11 protein-coding genes and 3 pseudogenes are annotated in these 20,097 nt (G+C 69.7%); 4 read left to right on the plus strand and 10 right to left on the minus strand.

All coding sequences use genetic code 11. The features are described from left to right. The first annotated feature begins 251 nt into the window (after positions 1 to 251). On the plus strand, positions 252 to 5,993 hold the full coding sequence (mobF, locus tag Q0967_RS03155) for a MobF family relaxase (protein ID WP_299449010.1): 5,742 nt from the start codon (positions 252 to 254) through the stop codon (positions 5,991 to 5,993). A 178-nt stretch (positions 5,994 to 6,171) separates the two neighbouring features. After that, a pseudogene (locus Q0967_RS03160) lies at positions 6,172 to 6,529 on the plus strand (transposase); the annotation flags it as partial. Between the two features lie 55 nt (positions 6,530 to 6,584). On the opposite strand, the gene Q0967_RS03165 reads toward Q0967_RS03160, so the two are convergent. Next, positions 6,585 to 7,874, minus strand: coding sequence for an ISL3 family transposase (locus Q0967_RS03165; RefSeq protein WP_299449012.1), 1,290 nt, complete (start codon positions 7,872 to 7,874; stop codon positions 6,585 to 6,587). 103 nt (positions 7,875 to 7,977) lie between these two features. On the opposite strand from Q0967_RS03165, the pseudogene Q0967_RS03170 reads away from it, so the two are divergent. Next, positions 7,978 to 8,728: pseudogene (locus Q0967_RS03170) on the plus strand (IS3 family transposase); the annotation flags it as partial. A gap of 451 nt (positions 8,729 to 9,179) precedes the next feature. On the opposite strand, the gene Q0967_RS03175 reads toward Q0967_RS03170, so the two are convergent. The 3 genes from Q0967_RS03175 to Q0967_RS03185 all read right to left on the minus strand — a co-directional run bounded on the left by Q0967_RS03175 (position 9,180) and on the right by Q0967_RS03185 (position 11,095). Then, on the minus strand, positions 9,180 to 9,956 hold the full coding sequence (locus Q0967_RS03175; RefSeq protein ID WP_299449014.1) for a hypothetical protein: 777 nt from the start codon (positions 9,954 to 9,956) through the stop codon (positions 9,180 to 9,182). 144 nt (positions 9,957 to 10,100) lie between these two features. After that, positions 10,101 to 10,295 (minus strand): hypothetical protein, encoded by a 195-nt coding sequence (locus Q0967_RS03180; RefSeq protein ID WP_299449016.1) that lies wholly within the window; start codon positions 10,293 to 10,295, stop codon positions 10,101 to 10,103. Between the two features lie 281 nt (positions 10,296 to 10,576). Then, positions 10,577 to 11,095 carry a hypothetical protein gene (locus Q0967_RS03185; RefSeq protein ID WP_299449017.1) on the minus strand — a complete coding sequence of 173 codons (519 nt, stop codon included), beginning with the start codon at positions 11,093 to 11,095 and terminating at the stop codon, positions 10,577 to 10,579. A 912-nt stretch (positions 11,096 to 12,007) separates the two neighbouring features. Between Q0967_RS03185 and Q0967_RS17390 the strand changes: the two are divergent. Then, positions 12,008 to 12,340 (plus strand): annotated as a pseudogene (locus Q0967_RS17390) (thermonuclease family protein); the annotation flags it as partial. A 494-nt stretch (positions 12,341 to 12,834) separates the two neighbouring features. Here Q0967_RS17390 and Q0967_RS03195 read toward each other — a convergent pair. Genes Q0967_RS03195 through Q0967_RS03220 form a run of 6 tightly spaced genes read right to left on the minus strand, consistent with a single transcriptional unit; the run spans position 12,835 to position 20,090 of the window. Further along, positions 12,835 to 13,527, minus strand: a complete 693-nt coding sequence (locus Q0967_RS03195) for a hypothetical protein (protein ID WP_299449019.1) — start codon at positions 13,525 to 13,527, stop codon at positions 12,835 to 12,837. Next, complete coding sequence (locus Q0967_RS03200; RefSeq protein WP_299449021.1) at positions 13,524 to 14,987, minus strand: type IV secretory system conjugative DNA transfer family protein; 1,464 nt, start codon at positions 14,985 to 14,987, stop codon at positions 13,524 to 13,526. The genes Q0967_RS03195 and Q0967_RS03200 overlap by 4 nt, the downstream gene beginning before the upstream one ends. Beyond that, positions 14,984 to 15,442: a hypothetical protein gene (locus Q0967_RS03205; RefSeq protein ID WP_299449023.1), complete on the minus strand. Its 459-nt coding sequence runs from the start codon at positions 15,440 to 15,442 to the stop codon at positions 14,984 to 14,986. Before Q0967_RS03205 ends, Q0967_RS03200 begins: the two co-directional genes overlap by 4 nt. A gap of 36 nt (positions 15,443 to 15,478) precedes the next feature. Next, positions 15,479 to 17,038 carry a peptidoglycan DD-metalloendopeptidase family protein gene (locus Q0967_RS03210; RefSeq protein WP_299449025.1) on the minus strand — a complete coding sequence of 520 codons (1,560 nt, stop codon included), beginning with the start codon at positions 17,036 to 17,038 and terminating at the stop codon, positions 15,479 to 15,481. Then, positions 17,035 to 18,579, minus strand: coding sequence for an ATP-binding protein (locus Q0967_RS03215; protein WP_299449027.1), 1,545 nt, complete (start codon positions 18,577 to 18,579; stop codon positions 17,035 to 17,037). Before Q0967_RS03215 ends, Q0967_RS03210 begins: the two co-directional genes overlap by 4 nt. A gap of 8 nt (positions 18,580 to 18,587) precedes the next feature. After that, entirely contained in the window at positions 18,588 to 20,090 is a 1,503-nt protein-coding gene (locus tag Q0967_RS03220) for an SCO6880 family protein (protein WP_299449029.1), read from the minus strand. Between the last annotated feature and the right edge of the window lie 7 nt (positions 20,091 to 20,097).

A 20,097-nucleotide genomic window follows, 5' to 3' on the forward strand; every position in this document is an offset into this window, starting at 1 on the left:
GAAGCGCCGAACGACGGAGCGTGACGCCTCCCATTCCGGGCGCCTGACCTGCGGGGCGTCGCCTGCTTCGGGCCAGCCATAAGGACTGGTTCCGATAGGGCTGTCCACCAGTAGTACGCGACGGGGGGTCCCCGAGAGGCCACCCCTCCCCGGGCCGTGACCGGTCCTGGGTACGTGGCCACCGGCGCCCGGAGACAGGGCGGAAGTTGATGCTGTGACACCCCCCGCGGTGGCTTGTTAGGGGTGTGGCGATGACGATTCACAAGCTGACCGCGGGGTCGGGGTATGACTACCTGACCCGGCAGGTCGCTCGTCAGGACGCGACCGAGGCCGGCCGGTCCGGGCTGGCGTCCTACTACACCGAGAAGGGCGAGGCGCCCGGGGTGTGGGTGGGGTCCGGGCTGGGCGGGATCGAGGGCCTGGAGGCCGGGGACGTGGTCACCGCAGAGCAGATGACCCGCCTGTTCTCGACCGGTGAGCACCCCCTGGGGGACGCGGCTGGGGACCTGGGCCGGCCGTACAAGGTGTACGGCGGCCGCGACGACGTCGGCACCTTCCGGATCGAGGTCGCCCGTCGGTGCGAGTCCCACAACGTGGCCCTCGGGCTGCCGCGGGAGGCGCCGGTGGACATCGAGACCCGGGCCCGGATCCGCACCGAGGTGGGGCGGGAGATGTTCCGGCAGGAGTACGGGCGCGACCCGTTGAACGACCGTGAGCTGGCTGGTCTGATCGCCCGGGCGTCCCGTCCACGGACCACCGCGGTCGCGGGGTACGACCTGACGTTCTCCCCGGTCAAGTCGTTCTCGACATTGTGGGCGCTGTCCGACCCGGCCACCGCCGCACGACTGGAGCGGGCACACCAGGACGCCGTCGGGGAGGCGGTCCGGTTCCTGGAGTCCCATGCCTTGTTCACCCGTACCGGCAAGGACGGGGTGCAGCAGGTCGACGTCCGCGGCATGGTCGCGACCGCGTTCACCCACCGTGACTCCCGCGCCGGTGACCCCGACCTGCACACCCACGTCGCCGTGGCCAACAAGGTCCAGACCACCGATGGCCGGTGGCTCTCGATCGACGGGCGTGTCCTGTTCAAGGCCACCGTCACCGCCTCGGAGACCTACAACACGGCGCTGGAGAAGAACCTGGAGGCTCTCGGGCTGGCGTTGCAGCGGCGTGACCCGGCTCCGGGGGAGGACGTCCGGAAGCGCCCGGTGCGGGAGATCGTCGGGGTGGACCCGGCGTTGAACCGGGCGTGGTCCTCACGTCGTGCCTCGATCCAGGCGCGCCGCACCGAGCTGGCGCAACAGTTCCAGGCCGACCACGGGCGGCCGCCGAACCCGGTGGAGTCGATCCAGCTGGCGCAGCAGGCGACCCTGGAGACGCGGGAGGCCAAGCACGCGCCCCGGTCCCTGGCGCAGCAACGGGCCGCGTGGCGGGCCGAGGCGGTCACGGTCCTGGGCGGTGAGGACAAGGTCACGGCCATGTTGCGGGCGGCCCAGCGGGGTGGTCAGCAGGTCAAGGACGCACCGGTGGCGGTCACTGACCAGTGGCGCCAGCAGACCGTGCAGCGGATGCTGGCCACGGTCCAGGGGGCCAGGTCGACGTGGCAGGTGTGGCATCTGCGGGCCGAGGCCCAGCGGCGGGTGCGGGGCACCGCCACCCCCGCCGGCGGCGTGGACACCCTGGTCGAGGAGCTCACCCGTCAGGCGTTGACGGCGTCGGTTCCGATGCGCGGGGGCCGCGCTGACACCCTGGACGAACCGTCCGTGCTGCGGCGGGCCGACGGGACCAGCGTGTACCAGGTCGCCGGTTCCGAGCTGTTTACCTCCCGGGCGGTCCTGGACGCCGAGGCCCGGCTGGTGCAGGCGGCGGGACGCACCGATGGCCGGGTCGCGGACGCTGGCGCGGTGGATCTGGCGTTGGTCGAGTCGCTCGCCAACGGGGTCGAGCTCAACCCGGGTCAGGCGACGTTGGTGCGCTCGATGGCCACCTCCGGTGCACGGTTGCAGCTGGCGATCGCCCCCGCGGGGTCGGGGAAGACGACCGCGATGCGGGCACTGACCCAGGCGTGGGAGGCCTCCGGCGGGTCCGTGGTCGGGCTCGCACCGTCGGCCGCGGCCGCCGCCCAGCTGCACCAGCAGGCCGGCGCGACGACCGACACCCTGGCGTCCCTGGTGTGGCGCCTGGGCCACGATCCAGACTCGGTGCAGGACCTGGCCTGGGCCGCGGGGATCGGCCCGGCCAGTCTCGTCATCATCGACGAGGCCGGGATGGCCGACACCCTGTCCCTGGACACGGCGGTGTCGTGGCTGACCGCCCGGGGTGCGTCGGTGCGGCTGATCGGAGACGACCAGCAGCTCGCTGCGATCGGCGCCGGCGGGGTGCTGCGCGACATCCGCGCGACCCACGGGGCGTTGCACCTGAGCGAGCTGATGCGGTTCACCGACCCGGCCGAGGGCGCCGCGTCCCTGGCGCTGCGGGAAGGGAACACCGAGGCTTTGGGGTTCTACCTGGACCGGTCCCGGGTCCACGTGGGAGACCTGGGCACCATCACCGAGGACGTGTTCGAGTCATGGCGGGCCGACCGCGGCAACGGGTTGGACTCGATCATGCTCGCGCCCACCCGTGAACTGGTCTCCGAGCTGAACCGACGCGCCCGCGCCTACCGGCTCGAGGGCACTGACCAGACCGGGCGCGAGGTGCACCTGGCCGACGGCAACCTCGCCTCGATCGGGGACGTCGTGCTGACCCGGTCCAACGACCGCCGGCTGCGCCTGTCGCCGACGGACTGGGTCAAGAACGGGGACCGGTGGACCGTCCTGGACGTTCACCGCGACGGCCGGATCCGCGCCGAGCACCTGGGCAGCGGCCGGCACATCACGCTCCCGGCCGACTACATCACCGAGTCCACCGAGCTGGGGTACGCCTCCACCGTCCACACCGCCCAGGGCGTCTCCGTCGACACCACCCACGGGGTCGCCACCGGGCAGGAGTCCCGCCAGCAGCTCTACACCATGCTGACCCGGGGACGGCAGGCCAACCATGTCTACCTCGAGGTCGTTGGCGACGGTGACCCGCACACCCGGATCGCGCCGGGCACGGTGCACCCCCGCACCGCGACCGACGTCCTGGAGGCCGTGCTGGCCCGCGACGACTCCCCGGTCTCGGCGTCGACGACGTCGCGGCACACCGACGACCCGGGACCGCTGCTGGGGCAGGCCACCGCGCGCTACGTCGATGCCCTCTACACCGCGGCCGCGGACCTGGCCGGGCCAGAACGGTTGGCCACCCTGGACCAGGTCGCCGACCAGCTGGTGCCCGACCTGACCGGTTCCCCGGCGTGGCCCACGCTGCGGGCCCACCTGATGCTGATCGCCGCGCACGGCCACTCCCCCACCCAGGCCCTGCACCGGGCAGTGTCCGGACGCGAGGTCGACACCGCAGCCGACCCCGCGGCCGTTCTCGGGTGGCGCCTGGACGACACCGGGCTGCGCAACGCCGGCCCGGGCCCCCTGCCCTGGGTGCCCGGCATCCCCGCAGCACTGGCCGGACACCCGACCTGGGGCCTCTACCTGACCGCGCGGGCAGCGCGGGTCACCGACCTCGCCGGCGACGTCGCCGAGACCGCCACGACCGGCCCGACGCCCGCGTGGGCCAAACAGGGGCACGCCGCCCCCACGGCCGAGGTCCTCGGCAAGGTCGCCGTCTGGAGGGCTGCGACCGGCGTCGACGACACGGACCCACGTCCGACCGGGCCGCGGCAGACCGACACCGCACCCGCCACCTACCAACGGCAGCTGCGCGCCGAACTCGCCCACGGTGAGGCACCCGCGATCGCCGAATGGGCACCGCTGCTGACCTCGATCTCCCCCGCGGTGACCGCCGACCCGTTCGCGCCGGTCCTGGCCGAGCGGCTCGCCGCGATCTCCCGGGCCGGCCTGGACGCCGCAACCCTCACCCGGGACTCGGCCGCCACCGGGCCGCTCCCGGACGACCACGCTGCCTCCGCGCTCTGGTGGCGGATCCAGGGGCACCTGTCCCCGGCCGTCGCCGCGCACACCGCCGGCGACACCACCGTCACCACCGGCTGGAGCACCACGCTGCTGGACCACGTCAACGACCCCGAACGGGCCGCCGCCCTGCAGGGATCACCGTGGTGGCCGACCTTGGTCACCACCATCGACCACGCTTTGCACCGCGGCTGGAGCCTGGACGCCCTCGTCGAGACCCTGCCGGCGGCCGGGACCGACGTCGACGACGCGCAGGCGATGGTCTGGAAGATCAGCGTGCTGGCCGACCCTCCCCCGGCCGACGACACCCGCCACGAGCCTGAGGACGCCGCCCCCGAGGACGCAGCCTGGGCGACCCAGCACGAACCCGACCCCATCTCGATCCAACCCACCGACGCCGAGTGGGCCGCCTCCCTGGTCGGCCACACCCCGGACCTGGACGACGGGCCCGGCAACGACCTGGAGCCCGCGCCCACCGCCGCGGAGGTCGAGCACGCGCTGGAGCTCGCCGCGCGCATCCGGCGCCTCGGGCCCGACGTGCCGGAGTACACCGAGGCTCAGCTGGACCGCGACTACGCCCGCCACCAAGAGCGCCAGGACTCCCCCGTCCCGGTCCAGCGGCTCGCGGACATCAACCAGCTGGCCCTGGACTACTACCAGTCCCACCTGGCCCACGGGTGGGCCCAGAACTACCTGGCCGGGCGGTTCGGGCAGGACCTGACCGGTCACCCCCAGATCCAGCCCGGGTTCGCCCCGCCCGGGTGGACCCACCTGGTCGACCACCTCCGCTCCCGTGGCGTCACCGACCTCGAGCTCGAGACCGCGGGGGTCGCGACCCGCACCCGCGACGGGCGACTCATCGACCGGTTCCGCGACCGGGTCGTGCTCCCGATCGTCCACGACGGCCAGGTTCTCGGGTTCGTCGGACGCCGCAACCCGCACCGGGACGACGACCAGGCCGCCGGCCCGAAGTACCTGAACACCCCGAACACGCCCCTGTTCCACAAGGGTGACCAGCTCTACGGCACCGACCCGACCCTGCTCGCCTCTGGCGCGACCCCCGTGCTCGTCGAGGGCCCGATGGACGCCGCCGCGATCACCCTTGCCACCGGCGGCCACTACGTAGGGGTCTCCACCCTCGGCACCGCGCTCACCGACGCCCAAGCCACCCAGCTCGCCGGCACGAGCGGTCCGGTCATCGTCGCCCGCGACAGCGACGTCGCCGGGCAGGTCGCCACCGAGCGTGACCACTGGCTCCTGGCCCAGCAAGGCACCCACACCTTCCACGCCGCCCTGCCGGCCGGGACCGACCCCGCCAGCCTGCTCACCGACCACGGCACCGACGCTGTCCACGACGCCCTCATCACCGCCCGCCCCCTGGCCACGGTCCTGCTCGAGGAGCGGCTGACCCACCTGCCCCCCGATCAGGCCCTGTCGGCGACCCTCACCGTCCTGGCCTCGGCCGACCCCGCCACCTGGGCGTCCGGTGTCGACCGGGTCGCGCAGGTCACCGGCGCCGACACCCACCAGGTGCGCCGCGAGCTGCTCGCCGCGGTCCGCGCCTGGGAGGACGACGCCGCCGGCGTGGCCGCCGCGCGGCTCGCCGGCAGTGCCGACGTGCGGGCCCACCTCGACGCCGCCCAACAGGTCGAACCGGCAACCCGGTGGGCGGCCGCAGCCCAGGACATCGACCCCCGCCTCCCCCACGAGCCCGACTGGGCGGCTCTCGCGCGCGTCATGCAACACCTGCACGACCACGGGCACGACCCTGTTGCCCTGGCCCGCGCCACCACCGCCGAACAGCCCCTCGCCACAGTCAACCCCGCGCAGGACCTGCGCTACCGACTCGTCGTCATCGGCCCACCCATGCCCCGCCCCAACATCACCACCCCCAGCAGCGATGCGGCCAACGAGCGGATGCGCCGCGCGACCCGTGACACACCCCGAACCAGCGACCGCTTTGACCGCGGAAGCCCCAGTCGATGACGCCCGCCGGGACGAGGTGCTGCTATGAGTGCTCCTCATCGGCAGTGGCCCGAACCTGTGCCCCCACCCTCAAATGTGAAGAGCCGGTTATCATTGCCGCCTACCCCCGGGACTGCTGCACCGATAGGTGACATCTGATCTGTGGTGCTGTGAGGCGCTGCAGGGGAGGATGTGCACCATGCCCAAGCCGTATCCCCAGGAGTTCCGTGACGAAGTCGTCCGGGTCGCCCGTCCACGCGAAGGGGGTGACGATCAAGCAGGTGGCCAAGGACTTCGGGATCTCCGAGTCGTGTCTGACCAACTGGATGACCCAGGCTTGACCGAGACGCCGGGATCAAGCCCGGCGCCGACCGTGCGGAGCTAGCCGAGCTGCGTGAGGCCAAACCGCGCATCCGGCTGCTGGAGCAGGAGAACGAGGTCCTGCGGCGCGCTGCGGCCTACCTGTCGCAGGCGAACATCTCCACAAAATGATGTACCCGCTCGTCCGCGAGCTGGCCGGCAACGGGATCCCCGTCACGGTGACGTGCCGGGTGCTCAAGATCGCTCGCCAGCCCTAATACGGCTCTTCGCATTTGAGCGGGGCGGGGCTGTTCATGCTGCTGACCTGTGCCCTCGGGTGAGGGTGATGTGGGCCAGTATGCGTCGTCGGTAGTTGGTCATGTTGCGGTACCCGCAGCCGACTCTCTTGGTGTCCTTGATGATCCGGTTGAAGCCCTCGGTGCGGGCGTTGGTGACGTTCTCGGTGAGCGCGGTGAGGATGGCCGGCCACCAGGTCTGGACCGTGGTGGCCAGACGGGTGGTCTCGGCCATGTGGGAGTCGGCCGCGGCGTTGTAGAAGTCGAATAGCCGGGCCCGGATGAGGGGCGGGTCGCTGGCGTCCAGGAGCAGCCTGAGGCGTTCCTTGACGGCGTGCGCGGCGCCAATCTCGTTGGTGGTGTCCTCGGCCGCCAAGGTGGTCTGCAGGCGCACGACCTGCTTGGTCGAGAGGTGCTCGTACCCGGTGAGCAGCAGCTGCCGGTGGGCCCAGGTCGCCTCGGCGGTGGTGCCTCGCCGGCCCAGTCGTTCCCGGGTAACGCGTTGGCGGACCTCGGTGACCATCTGGTTGGCCAGTGCCACCAGGTGCCACTTGTCGACCGCGACCCGCGCGTGCGGTAGCGCGGCCCGCACACCGGAGGCGTACGGCGCCGAAGGGTCGATGACGACCAGCTCGATGCCGCCGCGGAACGCCTGGGACTGCTCACCGAGCCAGTCGACGACGCAGGCCCCCGACCTGCCCGGGACCAGGCCCAGCAACGCGCCCGGGGCGCTGGTGTCGGCGTTGACGAAGGAGGTCATCCACGGGTTGGACCTTCTCCACCCGGCCTCTTCCAGGACCCACCGCACGGACCTGGCGCGGGTCTCATCGATGCCCAGCACCCGGGTCGGCTCCGGTTCGGGGAACCATGCGGTCGCCGCGGCGATGAGCGCCTGGTGCGCGGTGTGCCAGGACACGCCGTGCTCGGCGGCGACGTCGGACACCGCCCGGTTCGACCGGGCGATCGCTGCAGCGAGCTCGGCGCGCAACCGGGCGCTCAGCCTGGCTCGGGCCGGGATCTGGGTGGACTGCTGGGTGAACGTCGCCCGCTGGCACCCAGTCTGCTGACAGACCAGGCGCCGCTTGCGCCACCACAGATCCAGGATCTGACCGCTGACCTTCAGATCCTTCACCGCCACGATCGGACGGTCCTTGACCCTGCTCGTCAGGACCCCGCACCCCGGGCAGGCACCCTCGCTCGCCCTGACCTCGATGAGCGCCTTCACCCGCCCCGGGTCGATCCGCTCGATCAGCAGGACGGTGAACTCGTCCTCCAGACCCAGAAGTACTGCCGTACCGTCGTCCATGCTCGTGGCCTCGTCGCTGTCGGTGGTGAGAGACCAACAGCATGTCGGGGCCACGAGCCCGATCACCTACCGGGCGCCCCGCTCAACTACGAAGAACCCCTAATACCGGTGGCTCAAGGCGCCGGTCACCAACGCTGAACTGGTAGGCGCCTACCGCGCCAACGCCCTGTTCGACGCCCACCGCGACGCCCCCGAGTTCGGGCACCGGTTGCTGGACGACGAGGCACGCGAGGCCGGTGTGGGTATGTGTGACCGGACCGCGTGGCGGATCTGCTCGGACAACAGCTGGTGGAGCGTGTTCGCCGAAGATGCGTGGCAAGAACGGCAAGCCGGGACCGCCCGCGCACGAAGACCTCGTCGAGTTGGACTTCACCGCCCTCGGTCCGAACAAACTGTGGCTGACCGACATCACCGAGCACCCCACCGGGGAGGGCAAGCTCTACCTGTGCGCCGTCAAGGAGGTCTGGTCGGGCCGCATCGTCGGGTACTCCATCGACGCCCGGATGAAGTCGCGCCTGGCGGTGCAGGCCCTGGACAACGCGGTCGCTACCCGCGCAGGGCGTGGACGTGGCTGGTTGCATCGTCCACTCCGACCGCGGCAGCCCTTTCCGGTCCCGGAAGTACCTGGCGGCGCTGCGCCACAGCACGTGGTCGGATCGATGGGCAAGGTCGGCACGAGCGCTGACAACGCCGCCATGGGGTCCTTCTTCGCCCTCCTGCAGAAGAACGTCCTGGACCGCCGCTGGGCCACCAGACAGGACCTGCGCATCAGCATCGTCACCTGCCTCGAGCGCACCCACCACCGCCGCCGACGCCAGGACCGACTCGGCCGGTTGACGCCCATCGAGTACGAGGCCACCATGGCCACAGTCGCCCCTCAGGCGGTCTGCCCCAACCTGTCACCTACCCGTGCAGCAGTCCCGTGGTCAGATCGGGGCGCGTGAAGGTGGCGTCAGCCAACCTCGCGGTCTTGCAGATGGGCGGTGTGGAAACTTCCGTCTTGGGCAGACCTCGACACCTACCTCCGAACCGACGCGCAGCGTCGACTACACCCTCATCCGTGAAGAGCCGCGCAACGTCGCGTCCCCGGCGAAGTCCAGGCTGAGGCGGCCGTCAGTCTCTGCCGTCGCCTTCGAGACGGTGAGCTCATTGAGATCATCAGCTGTTTTAGGGAGATTGTCCTTGAGCCGTCCCAAAACCCATATGGTCCGACCTCCGTTGTCAATGAATCAGTCAGACGGTCCGCGGATCCGCGTAGGGAATCGAGCTTTGGACTGCAGGACCTTCACGCAATCATGCAACTGGCTATCTAGCAGACAGGTAGTACACTGGGGACGTGATTCCCAGGCCGAGAAGACAGCCGATCAGGGCGATCCAACCCGTGAAATCAGGCGGATAACCCATCATTTCTCCATTCTCGTTTGCGAACCAAAGGAGAAGGTTAAAGAAAAGGTTGCCTGCCACGACTGCGAAGACTCCCACGCCGACTACTAATGTCGGACGCAGCACCAAGCCAACCCCTAAACAACAGGCGGCGATCGTAGTCAGCACACCAGCGTGAGCAGAAACGTATTCCCAATAAGAAAGACCAAACGGGCTCACCAAGAAATCTATGACTTCCACAGTCGCCAGTGCGGCTGTCCCCAAGCGCACCACCCGCCTCACGCTTAAGCGAACCAAATTGTACACAAGTGCCACGCATAAAGCAACAAAAACAAAAACGTAAGCAGCCTCGATTCCCTGCTGCATTCGGTTCGAGAAGAGCCCGTACAACATATACGCGGACACGATGCTAAGCATCGCGTCACGGAACTTAAGAGTCGCCGGGAAGGACAGGAGCCCAGACGCAAGGCCGAGAACGAAGGTGGCGCCGAATAAATTCCACCCACCTATGCCGTGCAACCCAAAGATATCAGGGTTCGAGGCAAATGACACCGCAACCACAAGGGGCTGACTCACAACGCCCGCATACGACGAGTCAGTTGATCCTGATACTATTTCCTGCGCGACCCATATAACGAGAAGAACAAGAAGTATTAAGAGCAGCACGGCAAAGAAGTGCACGAAGTTCTGAGATGGCATGATGTTTGAATTTAGGCGCGATTAGGGCAGCAAGCTCGACCGTATACCTCTATCCGCCTGGCTATAGAGGCTGCCTCGAATGCCTTGAAAACGGTGCTCCACCGGCGCAGCGCGCTGCACATGCTGCACTTCCTCATGTTTGCTTCAACGCACCTCTTTTGCCGTTACTCCGCCCATCATGTTTAACGAAACGACCACTTCGAGCTGCTGGCCGGGCTGCACCGCTATGACGGCTGGCTTAGGATTCAATCCGCCAACGTTGCAATCGACCATCGCAGTGAACCCGCCCTCACGAACGATGTCAATGGTTCGACCATTAGCTAAGGTGCCCTGAGCCACATTGTCAACATAGACGTACATTCCTCGAATAGCGCCATTCATGGACTTTTTCCGATTAATGCGCAGAGACGTTTTGCTAGAAGCCAAAGGCGCGCCACAATGTATGCACGTTTTGGCTGCGGCGGACACGTCCCGGTTGCAGTCGGGACACGATGTGAGTGGCATGTTGAACCTCTTCCCAGCAGGCGAGTATCAGTGGCGGTGACAGTACTGAGGGCCTTGATGGCTGTCAAGACACACTTCTAATCCTGTTCTTCAGGCTTCATCGACGGTGTCCCGTGTCAAGCTTCTGGCAGGTTTTGGGGCTCGGGAAGGTTGGGATTATTGGGGTCGGTCAAGCCCGAGTGCACGTCGCGGGGCCGCTTCCAGGACAGCGTCTCGCGGGGTCGGGTCGTGTTGAAGGTCTCGCTGTGATCGACGAGGTCGTTCATGTCGTTGATCTGCTGGCAGTAGAGACGTTCGTACTTCAGCGAGCCGAGTGTCCGCTCGCGGACGCCGTTCTGCCCAGGAGTCCTGACCGGGTGGCGACGTGGTCCAACTCTGAGGTGGCCGAGATGGACGCTACGTACCGGGCCGAGCGGAACGGGCCGCCGTTGTCGCCTCCCCTGGGTGATCGGCACGACCTCCCCAGTCACCGGGTCGGTGAGAGCCTCCAGCAGGTCGGCCCGTTGGGCAGAAGGCTCGCAGCCTCGGCCAAGGCGAGCTGGACCGGCCGCAGTGATCGCGTCGTGCTGATTCGCGGTCGGCGACCAGCGCCACCCGAACTCGTACTTCGACCAGTAGTCCGCGATCCTAGCCACGCGCCAGGTCCCGCCACCGGAGGTCTCGTACTCGGAGAAGTCGAAGTGCCAGACCAGGCCCCGTCTGCGTCTTGGTAAATGCGGTCTTGCGCTGCTGCGCGAGCTGGCGTCGTCCCCGCTGACAGTCAGCCTTGAGCATCAGCCCCGCGGCGTCGAGGATGCGCGCGGCCGTCGACATCGACACCCGGTGCCCCGAATGCCAAGCCATCGCCCCGAGCTTCCGCTATCCCCAGGCGGCGTGCCTGCCCGCCACAGCGGTGATCATCACCCGCGAGGCCTGCCGTGCTGGCTGCGGCCACGGGCCCTTTGCCGGCCGCCCGACGCGGGCGTGCGCCTGTCATCGCCGGGACGTCCGCTCGGGGATGCCGACCAGTGCGCAGAACCTCGTGGTCGGCATCCCCGCTTCGGTGCGGACTACCTTGAGGTCCTCGAAGGGCCCAGCCGGCCCGCAGCGCTCAACTTCGGCACCCGGGCCTCAAGATGCGCCTCTCCCAAGGCGGTGGTCAGCTCGGTGACCTCGGCTTGCACTTGCTGCTCGCGGGTCGATGGCCCGGCCCGGTCGGCATCCAACGCAGTTCGTCCCGCCTCCAGGAACTCTGCCTTTCACCGCCTGATCGACTGCTCGCAGACCTTCGCCTTGCGCGCCGCCTCAGCGGTCGAAACCTCGCGCGCCAGGACGCTGAGCACGATCCTGGCTTTCTGCTCCGCCGCGATCACAGGTGGTCGTCCCACGGTTCTTCATGGTCACACCGATCACGCTCTCATAACCGGTCTGCCAAGAAGTTTGGAACGTGACACCCCGAGGGCCAGACCGCGGAGGTGCTCGAGGCGGCCGTTCGCTCCCTCGGTAGGGCCGTTGCTGGTGCGAAGGCCGTTCGAAGTAGGCCAGGACGTCCTCGGCTCACTTGCCACGATCGCGACGGTCGCCTGCTCGGGCACGTGACTACGCCGCGCGAGGCCGATGTCGGCCTAGAGGTCATCTCAACCGGACACGCCGAAACCAGCACGTTCGCAAATCCGCTATCGCAGGAGTACACGAGCCAAGAACACGCGGCCCGCGCCAACAGCCTCGGCAGCTGGGACGCCTGCCCTAATGAGCCCCGTCCGCCATCAACCAGTTCTGCTTTCCGTCATGGGACCCAATTGAGAGAGCGGCTCAACCTACGATGCAGACCTTCGGGCGCCCAGTGTCAGCACACGAGATGGTCGCTCTACCTTGGATCGTCGACCAACGCTCCGACTTGATGGTTTGCTTCCACTTCTTGGATGTGCCTCCACAACCGACGTGCACTTTCCACTTCTTTCCCTGCATGTCGTACGAAAAAGTGTTCACCCGTGGGTCAATGGTCGCCCATCGTGAAGCAAAGCCGTCCCGCCCGCCATCCACATCCACCCAGATCCCCACGATGTTTGAGGTTGCGCAGGTGGCCGTGCCGCTGGCTGCATAAGCGGACTGGGTGGGTGCGGTGAGTGCCACCGCGACAAGCGCGGTAGTCGCCAGACCAGAAAGCACACGTCGAAGCTGTTTCGCCATTCGCCAAGTTCCTTCCCGACGCATCATGTGATGCTGTGATCCGCAAGACTGGCGTCACCAGTTCACTGGTCCGGTGTCGCGAGGTAGGGGTCACGGCTTGCCTAGCGACCCCTGCCCTAGAAACCCCGCCGGTACTGACGAAGTAGGCAGTTCCTGCCCACGCCACTCAGTGTGCTGGCCCGCGGAAAGGCCGTCAAGACCGTGTTTAGTCCACTACCTCACCGGTGTGGGTGTCGATGGTGTGGCCGTCGATGAGGCGGAGACGTGGGATGGGCCGGGTCCGGTCGTCTGCTAGGTCTGCTGGTGGTTCGGCTGCCGGGTGCGCCTGCCCGGTGCGGGTGTGGTCGAGGTCATGGCGGTAGAGCGCGCCCCGGGTGGCCTGGTGGGTGGTGTATCTGGCGTTGGCGGCGCGGGCTGGCCAGTCTCGGTGATGGTCCTCGCAGGCGCTGCGGGTGCGGCTGCGGACCCGGTCGAGAAAGGCGGGGAGAGCGTAGCGGTGCCAGTCTTCGAGGGCGTCGCTGGTGAACGCGGTACCGGCTTGGTGGCGTAGGTCGGCCAGGACGGCGATGTCGTGGACCAGGTGGGGGTGTTGGGGCCAGCAGGGCGGGATCATGTGGCTGGAGTCCCAGACGTGCTCGGTGTTGACCCACGCAGTGACCGCTTCGAGCCAGTCCCAGAGTTGGGCTCGTTGTTGGGGGTGGGTGACGGTGGCGGGGTCCCAGGGCCGGGCCAGCGCGTTGAGGTCGCCGAGTTCTTTGCGTTGCTTCTCGGTGCCGTGGGCGGCGATCTCGAGCTCACGGTAGGCGTTGGCCAGGGCGGGTCCGGGCTTGGGGAAGGGCAGGGCCAACGGCACGGGTGGCCGGCCTGGGGTGGAGTGGCCGTTCCTGGCGGTGGTCACCGGTTCCTCCACTGGGTGTGGTCGTGATCGACGACGCCGGCGAGGGCGGTGGTGACGCGGCTGTTCGGGGTCGACGCGAGGGTGGTGGCGGCGGTGGCGTGGGTGTGGGTGGTGAGACGGTCCCGTAGGTGGGCCTGGTCGGCGAGGAGCTGTTTGCCGTGCTTGCCGTCGATGGCTCGGTGAAGCCGGGCGAGGATGGGTTTGCCGTTCTCGGAGATGACCAGGGCGTGCCGGTCTTTGATGCGGCGGACCTCGGAGCCGGTGAGGACGGGGATGTCTTCGGCGGAGTAGCTGCGGCCGCCGCGGTGGCCGGTGTTCCAGGTGGACCGGCCGACCCGGACCTTGCCGAGGAGGTCGGACATCTCCTGGTTGAAGGCGACGTCTTTGGACCCGCCGAACAGGACGAGGTTGTTGGTGAGGCCGAGGACGGCGCGGGCTTCCTGTTGGCCGAAGATGGCGTCGAGCTGGGCTCGGGTTTGCGCGGCCCAGATGAAAGACAGACCGAGGGCGCGTTCGTTGGCCATCCGGGTGCGCAGGGTGGGCAGGGGTGCGGTGGAGGGCAGCTCGTCGAGGCAGGCCAGCATGGGTGGGCACAGCTTGCCGTGGGGGGAGTTCTGCGCCAGCGACAGTGCGGTGTCCAGGACGTGTTCGGCGATCGCGGTCATGAGGGGGGATGCGGAGGCGTAGGGGTCTTCGCGGCCGAGGAGGTACAGGGTTCCGCCGGTGTTGATGACGTCGGCGAGGTCGGTGGCGGGGCGGCCGGGGCCGGGGACGCACCGGCGGCGCATGGATTCCTGGAAGAACAGGGACATGGATTGCTGGACGGTGGTGATGGTGTTCCCTGCGGTGCGGTCGTCTCCGTTGAGGGCACCGTGCAGCAGCCCGTGCCAGAACGGTGCCGCCCCGGGGTGCTCGCGCAGGGTCTCGGCGGGGGTGATGGCGTTGCGGGGGTTGGCGACCCATTCCAGGACGTCGTCGAGGGTGGCGCCTTCGAGGGCGGCGGCGTGGAAGTAGGCCTGGATGACCTTGGCGGCTTCGGCGGCGTAGAACCGGGCGGCCTGGTCGCCGTAGCCCTCGGCGACGGCCCCTTTCACGGTGCCAGCGGTGAAGGCTTTGGCGCGGCGTTCGGCCACCAGCGGGTCGCCGCAGCCGGCGATCGGGTCCCAGACCAGCTCGGGCAGGCCGGGGGTGAGCCCGAAGGGGTCGAGCACCAGGGCGGGCCGGTCCCCGGCTGCTCTCGCGGTGAAGGTGAGCAGCAGGTCCTCGGGCTTGGTGAGGGTGACCAGGGCGGCACCGGGCGCGTCGAGGAGGGCTGGGGTGAGCAGGTCGAGCGTCTTGCCCGAACCTTGAGGCCCGATGACGCCGGCGGTGCGGTCCCAGGGCACCCACAGGTCGACACCGCGGGGTGCGGTGGAGCGGCCGAGCTGCCACCCAAGCTGGGTGGGGTCGAGACGGGTCATCGGGTCGCCTTCCTGCGGCGGTAGAGGTCGGGTCGGATCACGGCACGGTGTTGGCGTAGGCGGGCCAGTCCGAGGAGTTGGCGGGCCTCGGTGGCGTTGGCCATGCCCTTGAGCGCGCCCGGGCCCCACCGGGTCCAGCCGTACCCGCCTGCGGCGGCCACCAGGATCAGGACCACGATCTCGGTGGCGACGACCCATGCCCACAGGGCACCGGTGGTGGCCACGGCCAGGGGTGGGTCGGCCAGCCCGGCGGAGGCGTCCCCGGCGAGGAGCCCAGGGACGGAGGAGAACAGCCGTGTGGTGGGGGGCCAGGTGGGGCCGGCGCCGGCGACCGTGTTGGCGGCGGCTCGGCCGGCGTGGGCACCGAGGACCAGGATGAGCAGGACCGCGAAGCAGATCCCGAGCGGGATCTCCCAGGTGTAGGGGTAGGGGTTGGTGCGGCGGTCGCGTTGCATCGGTGCGTCCTTCGTCGTGACGTGCTGTGCTGCGGGTCAGGGGGTGGCGGGGTCGTCGGCGACGTCGCCGAGCCGCCAGATCTGGAAGATGTTGCGGGTCAGGTCGTCGGCGTAGCTGAAGGCGCCCACGCCGAGGGAGGGGTTCGCGGCCTCGAACGTGCTCTGGGACGCGGGGTCGAGGACGAAACCGACGTGGCCGATGGTGTTCGGCCCGAGGTAGGAGTCGAAGAAGAACAGGTCTCCGGGTTGGGCCTGGTCGACGGGGACCTGGTAGCCGTTGCCGGCGGCGAGCCAGTCGCGTTGTGCCTGGGCGGTGCGGGGTGAGGTGATCCCGACGCGGGCCATCGCTTGTTGGGTGAGGCTGGAGCAGTCCCACGCGTCCGGGCCGGTGGCGCCGAGGACGTAGGCGTCACCCTGCTGGTCCAGCGCGAACTCGAGCATGGTGGCGACTCGCTCGTCGCTGATGGGGGGCAGGTCCGGGTCGCCGGTGCCGCCGGGGCAGTCGGCGGGCTCGGCGAGCACCAGACCACCGCCGTAGGCGTGGGCGTAGTGCAGGACGTCGTTGACGTACCAGTCGGCCCGGTTGTACCCGAAGAGGGCCTCGCGGACCCCGTCCGGACCGTCCGCGGCGCCGAGCGCCCGCAGGTAGTTCGCGGCCGAGTGGACCGAGTCCGCATCGTTGGTGATCTGCGCCGCCCCGTCGCCGTCGCCGTCGACGCCGTAGGTCGCGAAGGTGGCGGGCATGAACTGCATGAGCCCCTGGGCGCCGGCGGTGCTGGTGGCGGTGGTGGACCCGTGCGCGGTCTCGGCCATGCCGATGCCGGCCAGCAGGGTCCACGGCAGGTTGTACTCGGCGGCGGCGGCCTCGTACAGGTCCTGCACCCGGGCGGGCACTGGCTGGGCCGGGTTGGTCAGGGACGCCTGGCGTGGCTCACCGGCCTGGGGCAGCGCGAACCCGATGCCCCCTTCACCGCCGCCGGGCAGGTCGGGTGCCTGGTCGTCGGGGATGGAGGGTCCGACCGGTGTGCCGGACAGCATCACGCCGCGGTCGGCGAGGAAGGCGACGGGGTCGACGGGTTTCCCGTCGAGCCGGACCTCCAGGTGCAGGTGCAGCCCGGTGGAGCGCCCGGTGGTGCCCTCCACCCCGAGGACCTGCCCGATCGCGACCTGGTCGCCGACGGTGACGGCGGGGTCGATGCTGTCCAGGTGGGCGTACCGGGTCAGGACCCCGCTGGCGTGCTGGACGTCGACGGTGGTGCCGTATCCCCCGTTCGGTCCGGCGTCGACCACGAGCCCGGCGGCGGCAGCCACGATCGGCGCACCGGAGGGCACCGACCCCAGGTCGAGACCGGTGTGCTCCCCGGGCAATCCGGTCTCGGGGTCGATGCGAGGACCGAACCCGGAACGGTGCTCGTAGGTGGTGTCGACGTAGGGGACGCGCCAGTCGCCGGTGGCGGGGATGGTCCCGGCGCAGCTGGTCACCCGGTGCTGCTCGGCCAGGGCGGGTGTGGCGATCACGGTGACCACGACGGCCAAACCCAGCGGCACCCCGGCCAGGACCAGCAGGACCGCGAGGAGGCCGATGGCGCGTTTCATGCGGCGGCCTCGATGCCCTCGTTGGTGTAGGTCAGGTCGAGCTCTGGGCGGGTCAGAACGGTCTGCACCTTGTAGGAGCGGTCCCCGACCTGCCACAGGGCGCGTCCTTTGCCTTGCAGCGCCCACCCGGTGACGACGTCCCGGGCCAACGGTCCGAGCCCGAGCAGGTGGTCCAGCTCGTGGCCGACCTGGTGCGGTTGGCCGTGCAGGATCTTGATGTCGGCCAGGTGCAGCAGGTCCTTGGCGATGGTCGCGGCCTGGGACCCCTGGTCGCCGGCGGACAGCAGGTCCGACGGTTTGTGCATGACGCAGTACTGGACGTCCCCTCCGAGGCCGCCGACACCGCGGGACAGCCTCAGGTCGGCATCGAAGGACTTGACCGCTTCCGGGCCGAGCCGCAGCTGCATCCAGGCCTCGTCCCGCACCACGACCCGCAGGTCGCCGGTCCGAGCGACCTCTCGGATCCCTCGACCCCAGGAGTTCAGGCAGGTCAGGGCTATGCCGGTGGCTTCCTCTCCCAAGGGCCGCAGCCGGGACAGGGACAGCGACTGGATCGGCGCGTCCCAGTTGATCGTGATGTTCGTGTGCTCGTCGAACAGTCCGGCCAGTGCCCCGTTGACCAGCTGTCCGAGGGCGTCGCGCAGCAGCCGGGTGGCGTCCAGGAAGTGGCGGACGTCGGCGTACCGGCACTCGGCCACTAGCGTGTCTGCGGGATTGTCCAGGGCGGCCCACAGTGCGGGGATGGTCGTCTCGGTCAACCTGGTCGCTCCCCGGGAGTACCCGGTCAGGTCAGCCAGTGCCGCCTTGATGACGGCCTCGTCGCTGGGCCCGAACGGGACCCGGGCCTCACCGATGCGTTGGGACCCGACCAGGCCACGCACCAGGGTCAGCCACCGCCCGAAGACGACCTGGGCGCGGGCCTGGGCGGCAGGACCGTCCAGGTTCTCCCACCCGGTCGCCAGCGGCCCGATCGCCAGCGGGTTGACCCGTGCCGGCAGGCCCGGCCCCAAGGAGATCGGTGCCACACCCAGGAACCGGCACAGGGCCTCGTACTCGTCCTTGGTGTCGCCGAGGATGAGCGCCTTGTAGTCGAAGTCCATCATCCGCAGCAGGAACGCCTTGGTGTTCGCTGACTTGCCCAGGCCGGGTTTGCCCCACGCCATGATGTTGGGGTTGGTCACCGGGATCGCCTCGTTGAGAACCCACCCCAGGGGGTCGCAGTAGAACGCGGACCCGGACAGCATGTCGATCCCCATCTGGGCGCCGGTCGGCGGCAGGCCAGGGGTCGCGATGAACGGCCACAGGGCGGGGGCCTGGTCGCTGGTCATCCGCCATGCCGCGACCGGCGCGGCCGCGGGCACCCACCCTGCCTCGCGGCGACGCAGCCCGCGCCAGGAGCTGGGACGGAAGATGCGGGGTTCCTTCGCCGTGACGGCGGCGGCCGGGATGCTGGGGATCTCGTGCCCGAAGTCCCCCAGCAGCCGGGACACGTCCCGTCCTGTGGTGGCGCGCCGGGGGCGTTCGGTCCTGGTGGTGGCCATCGGCGGGTTCACCCGCTCCTGCGGGTCAGGGACACCCCGAGGGGCACCACGGTCGCGGCGAAAGACACATCCTGGGCCAGGTCCAGGCGCATGGGGGCGAACCCGCAGCGGCGGATCGCGGCGTCGAGGCGGCGCCCTGCCTCGGCGGCGCTGACGGTCTTGGGGACGGTGACGGTGGCGACCGCGTACGGTTCGGTGAGGGAGTTGCCGCGGGCCAGTTTGGACTCGATCCGACGCACCTTGTCGACCTCGTCGCGGGAGCGGGTGCTGACCTTGCGCCGAGCCCGTGCGTTCAGCTCCTCCCCCAGGTCGGCGGCGAACTCGCTGTTGGTCGAGCGGCGGGCGGCCTGACCGGCGGGCACGATCGGGTAGCAGACCATGAGCGCTCGACGCTCCCCGTCCTGCTGGGTGGACAGGATCGGCGCCAGCGCCCCGATCGCGGCGCCCTTCACGGGGAGCTTGAGAGTGGAGCTGACCGAGTTCCACGCGTCGTGGCTGTAGTGCCGGGGTGCCGGGTCGGCGCCGGAGGGCCCGGCCATCGACCACGGCACCTCGGTGTTGACCTGGTCGCCGGCGGCGTGCGCGGCGAGGGCCTCGACGAGGCTGGCGCGGTCGCCGGGCGCGAACCCGGTCCGGCAGGCGGTCGCCAGCTCGGCGCTGGTCAACCACTCCACCGAGGAGGCCCCGACCGCGGCCCGCAGGTGGGACTCGGTCTCGGCGGCGACGGCGTGCAGCGCTCGGGCTCGGCCGCTGACGCCGCCGCCGTACTCCTTGGCGACCTTGCTCAGCCGGGACTCGGGCACGACGATGGTGACGAACGACTCGGTGCGCACCGACGCCGCGGTCAGGGTCGCGGCCAGGGTGTCGTTGATGACGCGGGCGGCCGCGGGGGCGCCCGGCTGGCGGTGGCGGGCCATCCAGTCTGCTCGTTCGGCTCCGTCCTCGGGGACGGTCCGCACCTGCAGGATCACTTCGCTGACCAGTTCGGTCTTGACCTGCACGTCCAGCAGCTGGCTGAGGCCGCGGCCGTACCCGTCGCGTTCGGAGGCCTCGGCCAGGCCGAGCCCGGGGTGCACCACGGCGGCGGTCAGCGCCCAGGTGCGGGCGGCGTGGTTCTGCACCAACGCCACCCGGCGGTAGGTCGGCCCGTAGGGGGGACCCTCGTGGACCTCGATGCTGGTCAGGACCCCGGGCAGGTCGGCCTGGGCCGGGTCCCTCACGGCGCCGCGGGTGGCGCGGGCACGGAACCGGGTCCATCCCATCAGCCCCCCGGCCGCGGTCGCGAGGGTCGCGGCCAACCAACCGGTGACCGACCGGCCCCGCACCGGGACGGCGACGACCACTGCGAGCAGTGCCCACAGCACCAAGAACAACCCTGCCGAGGCCCACGCCGACCTGGAGACCGCGACCGCGACCGGCAACACCGCCACGGTGAGCGTGCCCAGCTGCCACCCGGACAGCCCGAAGAACCACCCGATGCGGGCCCGGGAGTAGTCACCGTAGATCGTCATGCACCCA

Origin of the sequence: uncultured Serinicoccus sp. (assembly GCF_947500995.1) — a bacterium.
Classification (GTDB): Bacteria; Actinomycetota; Actinomycetes; order Actinomycetales; family Dermatophilaceae; genus Ornithinicoccus.

Coding starts and splice junctions, on each gene's coding strand:
- Q0967_RS03165 (WP_299449012.1), bottom strand. CDS start 7,874: ATGGACGACGGTACGGCAGTACTTCTGGGTCTGGAGGACGAGTTCACC.
- mobF (WP_299449010.1), top strand. CDS start 252: ATGACGATTCACAAGCTGACCGCGGGGTCGGGGTATGACTACCTGACC.
- Q0967_RS03200 (WP_299449021.1), bottom strand. CDS start 14,987: ATGACCCGTCTCGACCCCACCCAGCTTGGGTGGCAGCTCGGCCGCTCC.
- Q0967_RS03220 (WP_299449029.1), bottom strand. CDS start 20,090: ATGACGATCTACGGTGACTACTCCCGGGCCCGCATCGGGTGGTTCTTC.
- Q0967_RS03175 (WP_299449014.1), bottom strand. CDS start 9,956: ATGCCATCTCAGAACTTCGTGCACTTCTTTGCCGTGCTGCTCTTAATA.
- Q0967_RS03210 (WP_299449025.1), bottom strand. CDS start 17,038: ATGAAACGCGCCATCGGCCTCCTCGCGGTCCTGCTGGTCCTGGCCGGG.
- Q0967_RS03215 (WP_299449027.1), bottom strand. CDS start 18,579: ATGGCCACCACCAGGACCGAACGCCCCCGGCGCGCCACCACAGGACGG.
- Q0967_RS03205 (WP_299449023.1), bottom strand. CDS start 15,442: ATGCAACGCGACCGCCGCACCAACCCCTACCCCTACACCTGGGAGATC.